Annotated in this window: 16 protein-coding genes and 1 tRNA gene; 6 read left to right on the forward strand and 11 right to left on the reverse strand. The window is 70.1% G+C overall.

Annotated elements, in window-relative coordinates; genetic code table 11:
• Positions 1-60: 60 nt before the first annotated feature.
• Genes ACTMTI_RS12400 through ACTMTI_RS12410 form a run of 3 tightly spaced genes read right to left on the reverse strand, consistent with a single transcriptional unit; the run spans position 61 to position 3,043 of the window.
• Positions 61-879 (reverse strand): carbohydrate ABC transporter permease, encoded by an 819-nt coding sequence (locus tag ACTMTI_RS12400; protein WP_441120419.1) that lies wholly within the window; start codon positions 877-879, stop codon positions 61-63.
• Positions 876-1,796 carry a carbohydrate ABC transporter permease gene (locus ACTMTI_RS12405; protein WP_441120420.1) on the reverse strand — a complete coding sequence of 307 codons (921 nt, stop codon included), beginning with the start codon at positions 1,794-1,796 and terminating at the stop codon, positions 876-878. The genes ACTMTI_RS12400 and ACTMTI_RS12405 overlap by 4 nt, the downstream gene beginning before the upstream one ends.
• Positions 1,793-3,043 carry an extracellular solute-binding protein gene (locus ACTMTI_RS12410; protein WP_441120421.1) on the reverse strand — a complete coding sequence of 417 codons (1,251 nt, stop codon included), beginning with the start codon at positions 3,041-3,043 and terminating at the stop codon, positions 1,793-1,795. The genes ACTMTI_RS12405 and ACTMTI_RS12410 overlap by 4 nt, the downstream gene beginning before the upstream one ends.
• 109 nt (positions 3,044-3,152) lie before the next feature.
• Here ACTMTI_RS12410 and ACTMTI_RS12415 point away from each other — a divergent pair, with 109 nt between their 5' ends.
• The 4 genes from ACTMTI_RS12415 (at position 3,153) to ACTMTI_RS12430 (ending at position 6,333) form a co-directional block, all read left to right on the forward strand.
• Positions 3,153-3,920, forward strand: coding sequence for an IclR family transcriptional regulator (locus tag ACTMTI_RS12415; RefSeq protein WP_441120422.1), 768 nt, complete (start codon positions 3,153-3,155; stop codon positions 3,918-3,920).
• Positions 3,917-4,861, forward strand: a complete 945-nt coding sequence (locus tag ACTMTI_RS12420; protein WP_441120423.1) for a sugar kinase — start codon at positions 3,917-3,919, stop codon at positions 4,859-4,861. Before ACTMTI_RS12415 ends, ACTMTI_RS12420 begins: the two co-directional genes overlap by 4 nt.
• Positions 4,862-4,970: 109 nt before the next feature.
• On the forward strand, positions 4,971-6,023 hold the full coding sequence (locus ACTMTI_RS12425) for a hypothetical protein (RefSeq protein WP_441120424.1): 1,053 nt from the start codon (positions 4,971-4,973) through the stop codon (positions 6,021-6,023).
• A 52-nt stretch (positions 6,024-6,075) separates the two neighbouring features.
• The gene (locus ACTMTI_RS12430; RefSeq protein ID WP_441120425.1) at positions 6,076-6,333 is read left to right on the forward strand and encodes a DUF1876 domain-containing protein; all 258 of its coding nucleotides are present in this window, start codon (positions 6,076-6,078) and stop codon (positions 6,331-6,333) included.
• Positions 6,334-6,349: 16 nt separating this feature from the next.
• Here the strand turns inward: ACTMTI_RS12430 and ACTMTI_RS12435 are convergent, their stop codons facing one another.
• From ACTMTI_RS12435 to ACTMTI_RS12455, 5 genes are read right to left on the reverse strand one after another with little or no spacing between them, the layout of a single operon-like run.
• On the reverse strand, positions 6,350-7,255 hold the full coding sequence (locus tag ACTMTI_RS12435) for a dihydrodipicolinate synthase family protein (RefSeq protein WP_441120426.1): 906 nt from the start codon (positions 7,253-7,255) through the stop codon (positions 6,350-6,352).
• Entirely contained in the window at positions 7,252-8,241 is a 990-nt protein-coding gene (locus ACTMTI_RS12440; protein WP_441120427.1) for an ABC transporter ATP-binding protein, read from the reverse strand. Before ACTMTI_RS12440 ends, ACTMTI_RS12435 begins: the two co-directional genes overlap by 4 nt.
• Positions 8,234-10,249 (reverse strand): dipeptide/oligopeptide/nickel ABC transporter permease/ATP-binding protein, encoded by a 2,016-nt coding sequence (locus tag ACTMTI_RS12445; RefSeq protein ID WP_441120428.1) that lies wholly within the window; start codon positions 10,247-10,249, stop codon positions 8,234-8,236. The genes ACTMTI_RS12440 and ACTMTI_RS12445 overlap by 8 nt, the downstream gene beginning before the upstream one ends.
• The gene (locus ACTMTI_RS12450) at positions 10,246-11,205 is read right to left on the reverse strand and encodes an ABC transporter permease (RefSeq protein WP_441120429.1); all 960 of its coding nucleotides are present in this window, start codon (positions 11,203-11,205) and stop codon (positions 10,246-10,248) included. The genes ACTMTI_RS12445 and ACTMTI_RS12450 overlap by 4 nt, the downstream gene beginning before the upstream one ends.
• Positions 11,202-12,809 (reverse strand): ABC transporter substrate-binding protein, encoded by a 1,608-nt coding sequence (locus tag ACTMTI_RS12455; RefSeq protein ID WP_441120430.1) that lies wholly within the window; start codon positions 12,807-12,809, stop codon positions 11,202-11,204. Before ACTMTI_RS12455 ends, ACTMTI_RS12450 begins: the two co-directional genes overlap by 4 nt.
• Before the next feature lie 160 nt (positions 12,810-12,969).
• On the opposite strand from ACTMTI_RS12455, the gene ACTMTI_RS12460 reads away from it, so the two are divergent.
• Entirely contained in the window at positions 12,970-13,680 is a 711-nt protein-coding gene (locus ACTMTI_RS12460; RefSeq protein WP_441120431.1) for a FadR/GntR family transcriptional regulator, read from the forward strand.
• Between the two features lie 10 nt (positions 13,681-13,690).
• On the opposite strand, the gene ACTMTI_RS12465 is transcribed toward ACTMTI_RS12460, so the two are convergent.
• The gene (locus ACTMTI_RS12465; protein ID WP_441120432.1) at positions 13,691-14,272 is read right to left on the reverse strand and encodes an HD domain-containing protein; all 582 of its coding nucleotides are present in this window, start codon (positions 14,270-14,272) and stop codon (positions 13,691-13,693) included.
• A 28-nt stretch (positions 14,273-14,300) separates the two neighbouring features.
• Between ACTMTI_RS12465 and ACTMTI_RS12470 the strand changes: the two genes are divergently transcribed.
• Positions 14,301-15,164 carry a DUF4429 domain-containing protein gene (locus ACTMTI_RS12470; protein WP_441120433.1) on the forward strand — a complete coding sequence of 288 codons (864 nt, stop codon included), beginning with the start codon at positions 14,301-14,303 and terminating at the stop codon, positions 15,162-15,164.
• 37 nt (positions 15,165-15,201) lie between these two features.
• On the opposite strand, the gene ACTMTI_RS12475 is transcribed toward ACTMTI_RS12470, so the two are convergent.
• Together ACTMTI_RS12475 and ACTMTI_RS12480 are read right to left on the reverse strand one after the other, a co-directional pair.
• A tRNA-Lys gene (locus ACTMTI_RS12475) sits at positions 15,202-15,278 on the reverse strand.
• A 43-nt stretch (positions 15,279-15,321) separates the two neighbouring features.
• Complete coding sequence (locus tag ACTMTI_RS12480) at positions 15,322-16,248, reverse strand: nucleoside hydrolase (protein ID WP_441120434.1); 927 nt, start codon at positions 16,246-16,248, stop codon at positions 15,322-15,324.
• Positions 16,249-16,400 lie beyond the last annotated feature (152 nt).

Raw genomic sequence — 16,400 nt, forward strand, 5'->3', positions numbered from 1 at the left:
GTAATCCCCTGACTTCTGTGGCGCCGCCACCGGGCGGGCCGACGAGTTCGACCGGTTATTTCAGTCCTTGACCGCCCCACCGAGTCCTGACATCAGCCGCCGCTGCACCGCCACGAAGAAGATCAGGACTGGGATCGTCATCAGCGTCGAGGCCGCCATGATCCCGCCCCAGTCGTTCTCGTCCGGCTTGAAGAAGACGAGCAGCGCCGCGGGCAGGGTCTGGTTGTCCTTGGCCGAGATGATGAAGGTCCTGGCGAAGATGAAGTCGTTCCAGGCCGTGATGAAGGAGAACACGCTGGTCGCCACGAGCCCGGGGGCGACCAGCGGGAACACGATGCGCCACAGCACGGTCGCGCGCCCGGCTCCGTCGATCATGGCCGCCTCTTCCAGCGCCTCGGGCACGGCGGCGACGAATCCGCGCATCATCCAGATCGCGAACGGCAGCGTGAACGCCAGCTGCACCAGCACCAGCGAGGCCAGCGTGTTGAGCAGCCCGAGGTCCCTGACGACGAAGAACAGCGGGATGGTCAGAGCTTCGACGGGGACCATCTGCGCGATCAGGAACATGATCAGCACGGTGGTCCTGAGCCGGAAGGCGAACCTGGTCACGGCCACGGCGGCGAGGAAGGCGACCCCGGCCGAGAGCACGACCACGGAGAGCGCCACGCCCGCGCTGTTGAGCAGGTAGCGGCCGAAGCCCTCGCCGGTCAGCACCCGGACGAAGTTGTCCAGGGTCGGGTGCAGGGTCCACGGTTCGACGTCGAGCGACTGGATCTCGCCGTCGGGCTTGAGCGCCGACAGCACCATCCAGTAGAGCGGGAACGCGGTGACGAAGGCGACGACCAGCGCCACGGCGTTGGGCAGGAGGCGGTTACTCAAAGTCGCTCCCCACTGCGATAGAGCGCACGGATGTAGAGCAGGGTGACGGCGAGCAGGATGAGCGTCATGACGACGGCGATGGCCGAGCCGAGACCGTATTCGGAGGAGCCGAAGGCCGTCTGGTACGCGTACACGTTCAGCACGGTGTTCTGACCGGCGACGCCTCCGCCGTTGGTCATGACGTAGATCTGCGTGAACACCTTGAAGTCCCAGATGACCGACTGGATGACGACGATGGTGATCAGGGGGCGCAGCATCGGCACGATGATCTTCCAGAACGTGCCCCACGCGGAGGCCCCGTCGAGCGCCGCAGCCTCCAGCACGGAGACCGGGATGGCCTGGATGCCCGCGTAGAGCGTCACCATCACCAGCGGGAACGAGTGCCACACGATGGTCGCGCCGACCACCCCGAACGTGATCCATCGGTCGTAGAACCAGTTGAAGCCGTCGAGCCCGAGCACCTGGTTGACCAGCCCGAGGTCGGCGTCGAACAGGAACATCCACACGGTCGAGCCGGTCATCGCGGGCGCCGCCCACGCCCCCAGCGCGGCCAGTGACAGCGCCATTCTCGGCACCGGGCCCACTCTGGTCAGCAGCACCGCCAGCGCCGCACCGACGGCCAGGGTGGACACCACGAGCGCCACCGCGAAACCCACGGTCTGCGCCAGCACCTCCCAGAACCGGGTGTCGCCGAGCAGCGCCGCGTAGTTGCCGAAGCCGACGAACGTGCTCGGCTGCCCGCCGCTGACCTGGGCCTGCCGGTAGTCGAAGACCGACAGCAGGCCCAGCATGTACACCGGGTAGCCGAACATGGGCACGAGCACGGCCGCCGCGGGCAGCAGGTAGAGCCAGGGCCGAGCCCGCCCGCGCCGTGCCCGTTCCCGCACGTGACGCCCGGTCAGAGCCACCGCCGTCACGACTGCCCGAAGGCCGCCTTGACGGCCGTGGCCGCCTCGGTGGTGGCCTCGTCCACGGTGGCCTGGCCGGTGGCGATCTTCTGCAGCATCGTGGGGATGACCTTGCCGTTGTCGATCTTCACCCAGGCGGGGTCGATGGGCACGAACTTGGTGCCCTTGGCGACCGTGTCCAGGAACGGCTTGAGGAAGGCGTCCTTGGCCGCGATCTCCTCACGCGCCGCGGTCAGCGTCGGCAGGTTGCCCATGGCCTCGTACATCTTGATCTGGTACGCCTTGCTCCCGAGCAGCTTGACGAAGTCCACGGCGAGTGTCCGATGCTGGACGTTCTTCATGACGCCCAGGTTGTTGCCCCCGGCGAAGGCCGGCGCGATCGAGCCCTTGGCGGAGCCGGGCAGCGGCACCACCGCGTACTTGCCGGCCGCCGCGCCCGCGTCCATCGCCGAGCGGTTGAAGTTGCCCCCGATGCCCATCGCGGCCTTGCCGCCGGCGAACAGCTCGACCGTCTTGCCGCCGGTGAGCGACACGCACGCCTGCGGCGGGCAGATCTCGTCCGTCAGCAGGTCCGTGTACGCCTTCACGCCCTTGCGCGACTCGGCCGAGTCCAGCGAGGTGATGTCGCCGCCGGCGTCCCAGACGAAGGGCAGGGCGCCGAAGGTGTTCTCGCCGCCGACGGCCATGCCGTACAGGTCGGGCTTCTTCTTGCGGATCGTGCGGGCGGTCTCCGTCAGCTCGCCGATCGACGTGGGCGGCTTGAGACCGAGTTCGTCGAAGACGTCGGTGCGGTAGTAGAGGGCGCGGACGCCGATGAACCACGGCAGGCCGTACTGTTTGCCGTCCACGGCCGCCGACTGGAGGAGCTCGGGCGTCATGTCCTGGCCCTTGAGGTCGGCCGTGAGGTCGGCGAAGCCGCCGGCGGCGGCGTACTCGGCGAGATCGGTGTTGCCGTATTCGGCGACGTCCGGCGAGCTGGCCGGGTCGTTGAAGGCGCCCTTGAACTTCTCGTGCCGGGCCGGCGTGGTCGGGACGTAGCTCACCTCGACCTTCACCTCGGCGTGGGCGGCGGTGAACTCCTTGATCGCCTCATTGATGACCTTGTCCTTCGGGGCGCGGTTGGGCTCGTCGAAGAGCCACACGCGAAGCGTCCCGGTCTTCTCGTCGGCGCCGCCTCCGGCCGGGGCGGTCGAGGGAGCGCATGCGGTCAGCGCGATCAGCGCGGTTCCGGCCGCGCCAAAGTAAAGAAACTTCACAGTAAACCTCCTGGTCGCAGACACTAGGAATCCGCGCAGGAGCCGGGAAGGTTCGTAATTGCTTGTTGTGCAATGCAAAACTCCGTGTTGCATGTGCGTTTCAGGAGGTATGTTGGCACTCGTGCCCGAACGCAACCAGTCCTCCTCGCTCAGACGGGCGCTGGCCGTGCTCGACCACGTCCGCGAGCACACGGGCCTGTCGCTGACGCAGCTGGCCGAGGCGCTGGAGCTGTCCAAGAGCACGGTGCTGCGGCTGAGCGTGCCGCTCATCGAGGCCAGACTCCTCGAACGCGACCGCAAGACAGGGGCGTACCGGCTGGGCCACGGCACGCTCCGGCTCGGCCAGGCATACCTGGCCACGCTCGACCTGCGCGCGGTGGCGGCCGAGGAGTCACACCGGCTGATGAGCGAGGTCCGCGAGACCGTGCATCTGGTCGTGTACGACCCGCCGCACGTCGTCTACATCGACAAGGTGGAGAACTCGGCCAACGTCCGCATGGCCTCGCGCATCGGCAGCCGGGGCCCGGTCCACGCCACCGCGGTCGGCAAGGCCATCCTGGCCTGGCAACCGGACGAGGCGATCGCCGAGCTGGTGCTCGAACCGAGGACCAAGCACACGATCACCGACCCAGAGCGGCTGCGCGCCGAGCTGGCGGCGATCAGGCGCCGCGGCTACGCGGTGGACGACCGGGAGAACGAACCCGAGGTGCGCTGTGTCGCCGCACCGATCTTCAACCACAATGACGCGGTCTCCGCGGCCATCTCCGTCTCCGGGCTCACCTCGCGGATCACCGCCGCGCGCGTGCGCGAGCTGGGGCCGGTGGTGGCCGGGGCGGCGGCGCGGATCTCGAGAAAGCTGGGTAGCCCGAACCGATGACCGATCTGGTGACCTTCGGTGAGACCATGGCCCTGTTCGCCGCCCGCCGCACCGGGCCGCTGCGCTTCGCCCGCGACTTCGACCTGGGCCTGGGCGGCGCCGAGTCCAACGTCGCGATCGGCGTGGCCCGGCTCGGCCACAGCGCGACGTGGGTGGGCAGGGTGGGAGCCGACGAGTTCGGCGACCTGATCCGCTCGACCCTCGCCGGGGAAGGCGTGGACGTGCGCGCCATCCCCGACCCCGACGCGCCCACCGGGCTGATGATCAAGGGCAGGCGCACCGCCGACCTCATCGACGTGCGCTATTACCGCAAGGACAGCGCGGGCTCCCGGTTGTCGGCCGCCGACCTCGACCCGGAGCTCATCGGGTCGGCCCGGGTGCTGCACGTCTCCGCGATCACACCCGCGCTGTCGGACTCGGCGCGCGACGCCGTACGGCACGCGATCGCCACGGCGCGGGCCGCCGGGGTGCTCGTCTCACTCGACGTCAACTACCGCAGGGCGCTGTGGACGCCCGAGGAGGCGGGGGCATGGCTGCGCAAGACGGTGGGCGACGTGGACGTGCTGTTCGCGACCGAGGCGGAGGGCCGGCTGATAGCCGACGCGGCGGGCCCGGTCGAGCTGGCCCACGCGCTGGCGGCCCGCGGGCCCCGGCACGTGCTGGTCAAGCTCGGCGCGCAGGGCGCCCTGGAGCTGTCCGAAGGCGAGGTACGGCGGGCGGAGCCGTACCGGGTGACCGAGGTGGACTCCGTGGGGGCCGGGGACGCCTTCGCGGCCGGGTGGCTGGCGGACTGGCTGGCCGCGGCGGAGCCCGAGGAGCGGCTCAGCACGGCGTGCGCGGCGGGGGCGTTCGCGGTGACCTCGCAGGGCGACTGGGAGAGCCTGCCCCGGCGCGCCGACCTGAGCCTGTTGCGCCGGCCCGCCGACGGCGTGAGCAGGTGATCAGGCGGTTTTCAGCAGCTTGGCGGCGCAACCCGAAGGACCACCGCCCGTAACCGGCTTTACGCCCAAAGAGCGCCGTACGTCACCCGTAATGTCATAACCTGCCGGGGTGCTCGATCAACTTCTCGACGAACTCTTCCAAGCCGCGGAGGATCGGGACCCCGCGCGCTTCTTCGACGTCCTGCCCCGGCTCTACGCCGCCGCCCAAGCCGCCGAGCAGCCGGCGCTGTCGGCCGCGCTGACGCGGCTCGGGGATCTGTTCGAGCGGGTACCACCGCTGATCGGCGCGCGCCTGGGCGTGCTCTGCGGCGCGCTGGCCGAGCGCGGCGCCGATCCGGCGCCGGTGACCGAGCCGCTGGTGACCGGGCTGGGCGACTGCCTGGAACTGGCCGGCAGGTTCGCCGCGACCTGGCGGACGGCCACCGGCGAGGAGCCGCCCGAGCCCGTGGACGACGACCACGACTGGGCCCCGGTGATCGACCGCCTCACGAGCGCGGCTCTCACCCGCGAGCAGGCGGTCGCGCTGACCGAGGCGTGGACGTGCGCGTACCTGCGGGCCCTGCCCGTCATGTCGATCCTGCAGCTGTCGCCGCGGGTCAGGACCGCACTGCCGGGCCGCGAGCGGCTGATCGCGGCTCTCGGGTCGGTGCTGGACGAGCGCGCGGACCTGGAGTTCCTCGCGGGCCTGCTGCGGGTGCTCGACGACGAGCGGCTGATCGTGCTGCACCGGCCGACCGGGCGCGGCTACGAGGTCGTGATCGGCGGGATCGGCGACAACTTCCAGCTCCACACGCTGCTGGCCGACGCGCTGAGCGGCCCGGACGCCGACGGGCTGCTCGACGGCGTGCGCCCCGACCCGAGCTGGGTCCTGGCCGCCACGGAAGGGCAGGTGGACAGGGATGCCGCGCCGGTGCGTGGGCAGTTCAACCTTGTGGACGCGAACGGCAAGTGGATCTGGAACGAAGGCCGCCCGGCCGACATCCCACGCCTGGACGGGGTACGCGTCGTCGTCCTCGATCCGCCGCCGTACGAGCGGTCGTGGACCCCGGGCCGGATCTATCCGATGATGCGGCCCGCCATCCGCGTGCGCCGGATCCTGCCGGCGGACGAGGCCGCGGCGTGGCTGGCCAAGGTCGCGCCGGTAGCCGGCCTGGGGGCCTGACCTTTACCTCCGCGCCTCACAGGAGGAGGCTCGGAAGTGTGAGGAGGTCGTCATGGACTACAAACAGTGGAACATACAGATCTGGATCAGTGAGGACGACGACGACGCCCTGACCACGGCAACAGCGGTGCTGTTCACCGCGGACGGCAAGCGGCACGAGAGCGTGGGGCACGCCCGCCGCAACCCGAGCGACCGGCCCGTGCCGGGGATCGGGGACGAGCTGGCCGCCGGGCGGGCGCTGTCCAATCTGGCGGCGAAGCTGATCGAGGACGGCGCGAAGGACGTCGCCCATCTGGCCAGCCCCGCCTGACAGGCCGGGTCCGGGATCAGAGCAGCCCGGCGGACGCCAGGAGCTTGCCGATCCGGCCGATCTCGTCGTCGTTCAGGGGGATCTGCGGGAGCGCGGTGATCGGGCAGTCGATGACACCGCGCAGGTGCAGTGCGGCCTTGAACGCTCCGAGGCCCGATGAGCTGCCGCCCATGCGCGTGCCACCGACCCGGACGATGTCGAACAGCCTGACCAGGCGCTCCTGCTCCGCCCTCGCCGCCTCCCAGTCGCCGCGGGAGGCGCAGCGGTAGAGCTCGGCGTAGCCGTGCGGGTCCACGTTGCCCAGCCCGGGGACCACGCCGTCGGCGCCCATCCAGAGCGCCGAGTCCACGGTCACCTCGGACCCGGTCAGCACGCTGAACGGCGCCTCGCGCCCCAGGATGACCTGCCGCAGGCCGCCGTCGTCGCCGCTGGAGTCCTTGACTCCGGCCAGCACGCCCTCGGCGGCCAGCCCGAGCAGCAGGTCGGCGTCCAGTTTGAGGTGCACGGAAACCGGCAGGTCGTAGGCGTAGACCGGGAGTCCGCCGCGGGCGGCGATGGCGCGGAAGTGCGTACGGATCTCGTCCGGGTGCGTGCGCGTGTAGAACGGCGCGGTCGCCACCAGCCCGGCCGCGCCGGCCTCGACCGCGGTCCGCGCGTGCTCGAGCACCCGCGGCGTGGTCATGTCGATCACCCCGGCCAGCACCGGCACCTGCCCGCCCACGTGCCCGACCACGGTGTCCAGCACCACCCGCCGCTGCGCGTCCGTCAGGTACGCCACCTCCGACGACGATCCGAGCACGAACAGCGCGTCCACCCCGCCCGCCAGCAGATGATCCACCAGCCGGGTGAGAGAGGCCGCGTCCACCTCGTAGTCGGGGGTCATCGGGGTGCAAACCGGGGGGATGACACCGGTCAAAGTCATGCGCGCTCCTGGATCAGCTCTACATCGGTCGCTCCCGCCGCCACCGGGTGGTGGCAGTGGAAGAGGTGGTCCTCGACGGTGTCCGCGGCGGGCATCTCCGCGGCGCAAACGTGGTCTGCCCGCCAGCACCGGGTGCGGAACGGGCAGCCGCTCGGCGGCCTGGTGGCCGAGGGCACCGCGCCCACGAGCGGGATGGGGTTGATGGGCGAGATCAGGCCGGGGGTCGCCGAGAACAGCGCCCGCGTGTACGGGTGCCGCGCCCCCAGCGGCACGGCCTGCGCCGGCGCCTGTTCGACGATCCGGCCGAGGTACATGGTGACCACGCGGTCGCTCATCCTTCGCACCGTCTGGATGTCGTGCGAGACGAACACCAGCGCGAGCCCGAGCCGTTCCTTCAGGTCGAGCAGCAGGTTGAGGATCTGCGCGCGGACCGACACATCGAGGGCGCTGGTGGGCTCGTCGGCGATGAGCAGGTCGGGTTCGAGCGCGAGCGCCCTGGCCACGGCCACCCGTTGGCGCTGCCCGCCGGACAACTGGCCGGGCAGCGCGTCGGCGGCGCTCGGCGGCAGGCCGACGAGATCGAGCAGTTCGCGTACGCGGGCGTCGCGCTCGGCCGGGGTGCCGCGCCGGTGCACGTTGAGCGGGTCGCGCAGCACCTGCCTGACGGGCAGGCGCCGGTTGAGCGCCGTGGACGGGTCCTGGAAGACCATCCCGACGCTCGAACCGATCAGCGCCCGCCGCTCGGGCTCCTTGATCGCCCACAGGTCCTGGCCGCGGAAGACCACCGTGCCCGAGGTCGGCCGCTGCAGCCCCACCAGCACCTTGGCCAGCGTGGACTTGCCGCAGCCCGACTCGCCCACGACGCCGACGGTCTCGCCGGGCTCGATGGTGAGATCGGCGGCGGTCAGCGCGTAGACGCGGTCACGCGAGAACACCCCGCCCGAACGGCCCTTGTGCACCACGTGCACGTCCTTCAGCTCAAGCACGCCGCTCGCTCCCCGCTGTCTCATGGGCCGCGTCCGCTCCCGCTTCACGGGTCTTGGCTCCCTCTCCCCCTTCATGGGTCGAGTCCGCCTTCGCTCCCTCTCCCGTGGCCGGATGGTGGCAGGCCACCAGATGAGTGACGTCGCCTTCCAGCACCGGAGTCTCGGTACGGCACACGTCCGTGGCCATCGGGCACCGGTCGGCGAAGCGGCAGCCGGGCGGGAAGTCGGCCGGGGCCGGCACCACGCCGGGGATCTGGGTGAGCCGCTCGGCCCCCGACTCCAGGGACAGCACCGAGCCGAGCAGGCCGCGGGCGTAGTGGTGGGCGGGTGCGCCGACCAGGGTCGCGGTGGCGCCGGTCTCGACGATCTGGCCGCCGTACATGACGACCACGCGGTCGGTGACGTCGGCGACCAGCGCGAGGTCGTGCGAAACGAGGATCAGCGCGAATCCGAGCTCTTCGCGCAGCCGCAGCAGCAGCTCGATCACCTGTGCCTGGACGGTCACGTCGAGCGCGGTGGTGGGCTCGTCGGCGACGATCAGCTTCGGCTCGCGCGACAGCGCCATGGCGATCAGCACCCGCTGCCGCTGCCCGCCCGACAGCTCGTGCGGGTAGGCCGACAGGGTGCGGCGCGCGTCGAGGCCCACCAGTTCCAGCAGCTCGGCCGGGGTACGCCGGCCGCCGCGCCGGGTGAGCTGCTTGAGCTGGGCCTTGATGGTCATGGCCGGGTTCAGCGAGGACAGCGCGTCCTGGTAGATCATCGCCATCTCGTGACCGAGCAGCCGGCGGCGGGCGCCGCGCGACAGGGCGAGCAGCTCGCGCTGGTCGAAGCGGACGTGCCCGCTGACGCGGGCGTCGCGGGGCTGCAGGCCCATGATGGTCAGCGCGGTCAGCGACTTGCCGCAGCCGGACTCGCCGACCAGGCCGAGCACCTCTCCAGGGCGTACCTCGAAGCCGATGCCGTCGACGATGTCCACGCCCTCGGTGAACCCGATGCGCAACCGCTCCACCGCCAGGATCGGCGGGCCCTGCGGGAGCGGGCGGGCGCGTTCGGCCAGCCGGCGCGCGGCCTCGGCCAGCCCCGGCAGTTCTACGATCTTGCCGGAGCCCGGCTGGGCCCGCTCGAACGCGTCCTCCTCCCTTTTCACCGGGGCCTTGCGGGCGGCGGGCGCGGCCCAGGCGTCGGAGACGCCCTCCGACAGGATGTTCAGCGCCAGCACGGTGATCAGGATCAGCAGGCCGGGGAAGACCGTGGCCCACCAGCCGCCGAGCAGGACCATGTTCTTGCCGTCGGCGATGACGCTGCCCCAGGAGGGGTTCGGGGGGCGTACGCCGGCGCCGATGAACGACAGCGACGCCTCGAACACGATCGCGTCGGCCACCATCACCGTGCAGAACACCAGCACCGGTGCCGCGCAGTTGATCGCGACATGCTTGATGAGGATGTGCGGCGTGCGGGCACCGATGATCCGCTCGGCGGCCACGTAGTCCTCGCCGTACTGGGCGAGCACGTTGGCCCGCACGACCCGGGCCACGGACGGCATGTAGAGGAAGGCCATGGCCATGACCAGCACCGGGATGCTGCCGCCGAACACCGCCACCAGCACGGCCGCCAGCGCGATGCCGGGGAAGGCCATGACCACGTCGAGCAGGCGCATGATGGTCTCGTCCACGGCGCGCCGCGAGGTGGCCGCGACCGCGCCGACGATCGCCCCGGCCACCAGGGCGAGCCCGGTCGCGCCGAGGCCGATGATCAGGGACCAGCGGGCGCCGTACAGGAGCCTGGAGAGGATGTCGCGGTTGGCGCTGTCCAGGCCCATCCAGTGCGCGGCGGACGGGCCGCCGCCGGCGGCCTCCTGGAAGTACGGCGAGTGCGGCGCGATCCACGGCGCGAGCAGTGCGGCCAGCACGACGACGGCGACGATGCCGACCGCCACCCACGACAAGGGCTTCAGCCTGCGGAACCGCATGCCCGGCCGGGCCAGGCGCTCCGTCAGTCCACGTCTCATGCGGCACTCCTGAGGCGGGGGTTGACCAACAGGTAGAGAACGTCCACGACCAGGTTGACGACCATGAAGCCGACCGCGATGGTGAGCACCACGCCCTGGACGACGGCCGGATCGCCGTCGCGCACCGCGTTGATCATGAGCTGACCCATGCCGGGCAGGCCGTAGATGGTCTCGATGACCACGGTGCCGCCGATCAGGTAGCCGATACGCAGGCCGAGCACGGTCAGCGGGGTGATCAGGGCGTTGCGCAGCACGTTGCGGCCGATCACGACGATCGGCGGCAGGCCGCTGCCGATCGCGGTACGCACGTAGTCCCGGTCCAGCTCCTCCACCATGGAGGTGCGGATGATGCGGGTGAGCTGCGCCGCGATCGGCAGCGACAGCGACAGAGCGGGCAGCGTCATCGACTGCAGCCAGCCGGTGGTCGAGTCCGCCGGGTTGATGTAGCCGCCCGTCGGGAACAGGCCCTCGCCGACGGCCAGATACTGGATCATCAGCAGCGCCAGCCAGAACGGCGGCGCCGCCACCCCGATCAGCGACACCACGCGGATCACCTCGTCGGGCCAGCGGTCGCGGAACAGCGCCGCCGTCACGCCGAACACCAGCGCCAGCACGACCGCCACGGCCAGACCGAGGAACGTGAGCTGCAGCGTCAGCGGCAGCGCGGTCGTCACGGACTCCAGCACCGGCTTCTTGGTGAGCACGCTGGTGCCCATGTCGCCCTGCGCCAGATCGGCCACGAAACGGACGTAGCGGATCGGCATCGGGTCCAGCAGGCCGTTCTCGAGCTGGAACTGGTGGATCTGCTCGGGGGTCGGGTTCGCGCCCTGGAAGTAGGCGTACTCGGGTTTGCTGTTGGAGAAGCGCATCACGATGAAGACGAACGCGACCACCCCGAGCAGCACGGGGATCAGGATGAGGAGCCGCCGCAGCAGCATCCTGGCGACGAACGTCATGTCCTCTTGGCCTGCAGCAGGTTGATGCCGGGGTACGGCTGGGCGCGGATGCCGGACAGCTTCTTCGGTTCCCAGGCAGTCATCAGCTCGTTGTGCACGACCGGGTAGAGCACGGCCAGCTCGGCCACCAGATCCAGATATTTGTGGATCAGCTCGGATCTCTTGGCCTTGTCCGTTTCCTTGCTGGCCTCGTCCATCATCGCGAACAGCTTCTTGGCGTCGTCGCTGCCGTCGAAGTGGCTGTACTTCATCCACAGGCCGCCGGGCACGTAGTTGTAGTGCAGGATCAGGTCGGCGTCCATGCCGAACTGGTTGGGGTTCGAGGCCGCGGCGACCACCTGGTAGTCCTGGAACTGGTCCATCTTGGTGAACAACGCGGCCGTGTCCTGCGGCTCCAGCGTGGTCTTGACGCCGATGGCCTCCCAGGAGGCGGCGATGGTGGGCAGGCAGTCGGCGATCCAGCTCACGTTGACGGCCATGAGGTTGATCGTCAGGTTGCTCACGCCCGCCTCTTTGAGCAGGGCCTTGGCCTTCTCCGGGTCGTAGTCGTAGACGACCGAGGCCCGCTTGTGGTCGGGGTGGCCCTCGTTGAGGAAGGAACTGGAGGCCGTGCCGTGGCCCTTGAGCGCCACGTCGATCATCTTCTGCTTGTCGATCGCGTAGTGCAGCGCCTGGCGCACCCGTACGTCGCCGAACGGCTTCGCGCCCGTGTTGAACATCAGGAACATGTGGTTCATGCCCTTGCCGCCCTCGACCGTCAGGCCCTGCTGCTTGAGCTGCTCGACGTTCGCGTACGGGATGTTGTCGGCGATCTGCGCCTCGGCCGAGCCGCCGGAGATCTTGGCGACGCGGGCCGCGGCGTCCACGATGGTCAGCCAGTTCATCTTCTTGACCGTGGCCGGGCGCGGGCCGTTGTAGCCGTCGAACGCCTCGAAGGAGGTGTTGGACTTGGGGTTGTGCTGGACCATCTTGTACGGTCCCGAGCCCACCGTCTTGCCGCTCTTGGCCTGGTCCCACGCCCCCGCCTGGCTGAACACGTGCTTCGGCATGATCTTCGCGATCGTCAGCCGGGGCGCGGCGTCCGGGAACGGGAACTTGAAGACTAACTCGACGGTCCTGTCGTCGATCTTCTTCACCTCCTGCAGCCAGGACTTGAAGAAGTTGCCGACCAGCACGTTCGCCTCGGGGTCGAGGACGCGCTCGTAGGTGAAGATCACATCGTCGGCGGTGACCGGCTGCCCGTCGTGCCACTTGGCGCCCTCGCGCAGCGTGAACTTCCACGAGGTGGCGTTCAGGTCGGTGGGCAGCGCCGACGCCAGCGCCGGGTACGGCTCGCGCGTGATCGGGTCGGTGTCGAGCAGGCCCTCGTAGATGTGGCTGATCCCGGCCATCGCGAACGCCGACGCGGTCTGCGTCGGGTCCCAGCTCTGGTCGTTGCCGTAGCCGATGACGGCGGTGATCAGGTCCTTGTTGGAGCCGGCGCCGACCGAGCCGGTCGAGGCCGGACCTCCGGAACAGGCGGAGAGGGTGGCCGCGATGAACGTCGCCGCACCCGTCGCTCCGCTGTAACGCAGGAAGTCACGGCGGCTGAACTCAGAGCTCACGGATGCCTCCTGGAGGGTTCATGGCTGTCATCCCACGTAGAACGTGGGACATCCCATGTCCTATCTTGTGCGTAAAGTGGACGCTAGATGCCGGGCCTGCTTGAGGTCAACAGAAGGTTTCCGGAATGTTACGTAAGTACCTTTCAGAAGGGGACATTTCATGACCGCTGTCTCGCGTCCGGCCCGGCCCAGCCGCGCCGTGGAGGCCCAGGAGGGCGTCAAGGACCTGATCGTCCGGCGCGGGCTGGTGGCCGGGGATCCGCTGCCGACCGAGTCCGAGCTCATGGAAGAGCTCCAGGTCAGCCGCAACTCGATCAGGGAGGCGCTCAAGGCCCTGCAGGCGGTCGGCATCGTCGACATCCGCCACGGCTTCGGCATGTTCGTGGGCCGGATGTCGCTGGCCGGGCTGGTGGACGAGCTGGCCTTCCACAGCCGCATCACGCTCCAGAACGGCAAGAACCACCTGGCGCACCTCGTCGAGATCCGCGAGATCCTGGAGCGCGGCCTCGTAGAGCGCCTCATCCACCTGGAGCCGAAGGCCGACCTGACCCCGGTCGCCGACGTGATCGCCCGGATGGACGCCGAGGCCGAGGAGGGCCTGGTCTCCCCGGAGACCGACCGGCTCTTCCACGACCTGCTCTACCGGCCGCTGGGCAACCCGCTCGTGAGCCAGCTCCTGGGGGCGTTCTGGGACGTCTACTACCAGCTGCGTGACCACCTCGGGACTCCCGACGAGCCGCCGGGGGACGTGGCCAAGCGGCACCGCGACATCTACACGGCCGTCCTGGCCGGTGACGGACCGGCCGCCACCGCCGCCGTCACCGCCCACTTCGACGGCGTACGCAACCGCCTGGCCCGGTTGAAGAGTTAGACACGGAGCATCAGGCGGGCCAGCGCTCCACGCGCCGCCAGAGCCGGCGCCACTCCGCGTACCACTGCGCGAACCAGGGGTGGGCCCCGGCCAGCGGCATGATGTACGCGACGGTCTCCAGGTAGTAGCGGCGCTGGAACCGCCACGGCATCCGCTGCAGCTCCTGCACGTTGCTCGCCCGGTCGGCCAGCTTCACCAGCACGGCCTGCGGCGGCGCCTTGACGAGGGAGCCGAGGTAGTCGGCTTTGGCGGCGCCGCGGGGCTTGGTCGCCCACCGCACGAGCTCCGCCACGCGCGCCCCGAACCGCCGCGCGATCTCCTGCTCGGTGCACGGCGTGTCCTCCAGCACGTCGTGCAGCACGATCGCCACCAGCACGTCCCGATCGCGCACCCCGGCGCCGGCCACGGCCACCTCCAGCGCCTCCAGCAGATGCTCCAGGTAAGGCCGCCCGGTCGGCCGCTGCTGCACCCCGTGCCAGCGGCCGGCGAACTCCACCGCCTCGCGCAACGCGTCGACGGTCTCCGCCGGGAGCGCCTTGGCCAGCGGGCCTTCGGCCTGCTTCCACGACGTCCAGCTCGTGAAGATCTCCATCCTGCTCCTCATGTCTTAGGCTGACAATATGGCCGAGATCGCCGTCCCCGACGGCTCCTGGACGTTCACGGGCGAAATTCTGCGCATCGTGCCCAGCAGCGGCAAGGACGTGCACGAGCTGCGCAGGACCCTGGGCGAGGTGACGGTGCCGCTCGAAGCCATCGCGGGCGTGGCGTTCGAGCCGGCGCGCAAGGGCGGGCACGTACGCCTGCGCCTGCGCAAGGGGGCCGATCCGCTGCACGACGCGGTCGCGGGGATGCTGGGGGCGCCCGCGGACCCGTACCGGCTGGCCGTCCCGAAGACGCGCGCCGGCGCGGCCGAATATTTCGCCGACGAGATCCGCGACACGCTGCTGGTCTACCAGACGCCGACCGGCCCCTGCGAGGATTACCTCATGCCCGGCCCGTCCGTGCCGATCTCGGCCACGGCCGGCGACGGCACGGCGATCTTCGACGGCGAGCGCGTACGCCTGGAATGGACCGGTTTCGCCAGCACGGAGAAGGAGCGGGCGGGGCCGCAGGAGTTCCCGCTGTCGGATCTGGTGGGCGTGGAGTGGAAGCCGCAGTCCGGCATGGGCTACGGGACGCTGCGCTTACGGATCAAGGGCGAGGGCCCGGCCCAGCCGCCGCAGAAGGACCCGCGCTGCGTCTCGTGGGGCATCCAGCGCTTCGGCGGCACGACGGCCCTGGTCGCCGCGGCCGTGCTGGCCCGCCTGCCGCGCAACGTGCCCGAGCTCCCGCCCCCTCCTCCGCCGGGCTCGGACGACATGCACGACGCCGTCCTGCGCCGTCTGGCCGAGCTGGGCGAGCTGCACCGCTCCGGCGTGCTGACGGATGACGAGTTCTCCCTGGCCAAGCAGGCCATGATCCGCCGCCTGCAGGAATCCTCATGAAGAAAACCCCAGGCCGAATCGACCTGGGGTTTTCTGGTGGTGCGCCGCCAGGGACTCGAACCCCGGACCCGCTGATTAAGAGTCAGCTGCTCTAACCAACTGAGCTAGCGGCGCAACGGGTGTAACTCTATCAGTCGCCGAGCACTGCCCACGCACATCAGCCGAGCCGGGCGGCCAGCCTCTCGTACGCCCCCACCACCAGATCCCAGAACCGCTTCACATCCAGCGTGGTCGCCACCAGTGCGTTCGCCTGCCGGTCGCCGACCTTGAAGTCCGTCACCGTCATGCCACGGGTATACGTGCCGGCCGTCTCCACGTTCACCACCGCGGGAACGCAGGTGAAAAGGGAAGGATCCAGCACGTACGCCACCGCGCACGCGTCATGGATGGCCGGTCCGCCCTCGGCCGTCACCATCCCGTACGACTGCGCGCCCGGCACCAGCAGCTCCGACAGCCTGCCGAGCGGCCGCATCCGGTCCAGGACGTCGGAGGTCACCACGGCCGACAGCGTCACGTCCAGGCCCAGCATCTTCACCGTCCACCCGGCGTCGAAGACGATCGCGGCCGCCTCGGGGTCGGCCAGCATGTTGAACTCGGCCGCCGGGTTGTGGTTGCCGCGCGTGTAGGAGCCGCCCATGATGACGAGGTCGCGGGCCCACTCCACGACGCGCGGATCCCTGCGTACGGCGAGGGCGACGTTCGTCAGCGGCCCCACGGCCACCAGCGTGATCTCGCCGGGGGCGGCCCGCAGGGTGTCCAGGATGAAGTCGACGGCGTGCCCCTTGGACGGCTCGCGCACGGGCGCGGGCAGGACCACGTCGCCGAGACCGGTGACGCCGTGCACGTGAGCGGCCCGGACGGTGCCCCGCATCAGGGCCCCGGCGCTGCCCGGCGTCACCGGGACATCGCCGAGCTGGAGAAACTCCCTGAGCGCCAGCGCGTTCGCCGTGGTCAGCTCGAGATCGACGTTCCCACCTACCGTGGTGACACCAACCACGTCCAGGGCATCGGGGGAGCCGGCCGCCAGGGCCAGAGCAAGGGCGTCGTCGATGCCGGGGTCGCAATCGATGAGAACTCTTTTCACGGAACTGGAGGATACGCATAGATCGGGCCGGGCAGTTCCCCCAAAGCTGCCCGGCCCGATCGGCGGCGGTCCAGGCCGACGCTTTCCCCCAAAAGCGTCGGCGGTCCCGCACTCGCGGACCGCGGTCCCCCTCCGCGTCCGCATCGGTGAAG

It is taken from the genome of Nonomuraea sp. H19 (assembly GCF_052068215.1).
Lineage (GTDB): Bacteria > Actinomycetota > Actinomycetes > Streptosporangiales > Streptosporangiaceae > Nonomuraea.